General features: G+C 75.9%; 1 protein-coding gene and 1 pseudogene. Both read right to left on the reverse strand.

Annotation, left to right across the window (positions count from 1 at the left end):
• On the reverse strand, positions 1-593 hold a 593-nt coding region (locus AC2W7J_RS18220; protein ID WP_485984183.1), incomplete at its 3' end, for a putative PEP-binding protein.
• Between the two features lie 236 nt (positions 594-829).
• Positions 830-1,288 (reverse strand): annotated as a pseudogene (locus tag AC2W7J_RS18225) (PEP-utilizing enzyme); the annotation flags it as partial.

A 1,288-nucleotide genomic window follows, 5' to 3' on the forward strand; every position in this document is an offset into this window, starting at 1 on the left:
GCCGCCCGCTCCCCCCGTCGCACGCGGCGGCGACGAGGTCGAGCAGCGCAGGCTGCCAGGGGGTCGAGCAGGTCGGCGAGCTCCCCCTGCATGCGGTCGGCGGCGAGGGCGTACTGCGACAGGTCGTTGGTCCCGATGCTCGCGAAGTCGAGGTCGGCGAGCAGGTGCCGCGAGCGAAGGGCGGCGGCCGGCACCTCGATCATCGCGCCGGCGCTGGGCAGCCCGTGCCCACGCACCCGGGCGGCGAACCAGCGCGCCTCGTCGACGGTCGCGACCATCGGCGCCATGACGCGCACGTCGGCCCCCGTGTCGCGCGCGGCGACGGCGAGCGCCTCGAGCTGCGCGTCGAGCAGGTCTGGTCGGGCCATGGACAGCCGTAGCCCCCGTCGGCCGAGCGCGGGGTTGTCCTCCGGACCGAGGTCGGCAAAGGCGAGCGGCTTGTCGGCGCCGGCGTCGAGGGTGCGCACGACGACGCGCCGGCTGCCGAAGGGGGTGAGCACCCGTCGGTAGACCTCGGCCTGCTCGTCGACGGTCGGGGCGGTCGACGCCGACAGCACGACGAACTCGGTGCGGAAGAGGCCGACCCCTTCCACGTCCTGGGCCGCGGCGCCTCGGCGTCGGTGACGTCGCCGATGTTGGCCAGGAGCGCGACGGCGTGGCCGTCGCTCGTGCTGCCGGGTCCGCTGCTGCCGGCGAGCGCGGCGCGGCGGCGGTCCGCCCGGGCAGACATGTCGGCCACGAGGTCGTCCCCGGGGGCGATCGTCACGACACCGGAGTCGCCGTCGACCGCGACGAGCACGCCGGGGGTCAGGTCGAGGGCACCCTCGCACCGGACGACCGCGGGCAACCCCCGCTGGGCCGCGAGGATCGCGGTATGGCTCGTGCGTCCGCCCTGGCTGGTGATGATGGCGAGGACGAGCGCGGGGTCGAGCAGTGCGGTCTCCGCGGGAGCGAGGTCCTCGGCGACGAGGACGCTCGGCTCGGTCAGCTCCGGGACCCCCGGGGCGGGCACGCCGAGGACCGCCGCCACCGCGCGCGACCCGACGTCACGCAGGTCGGTGACCCGCTCTGCGAAGTAGCCGCCGAGCGTCTCGAACTTCGTGACGAACTCCTCGACGGCCGCCTCGATCGCGGTGGCCGGGCCACTCCCTCGGTCGACGTGCGCACCGGCGGCCTTGAGCAGACTCTTGTCCCGGGCGATGAGCGCGGTGGCCGAGAGGATCTCCGCGGCGGCGGGCTCGACCCGCGCGGCGCGCGCGTCGAGCTCCGCGGCGACCGCGTCGAGCCG

The sequence above is a fragment of the Janibacter sp. CFPM2_SD2 genome, assembly GCF_057364645.1.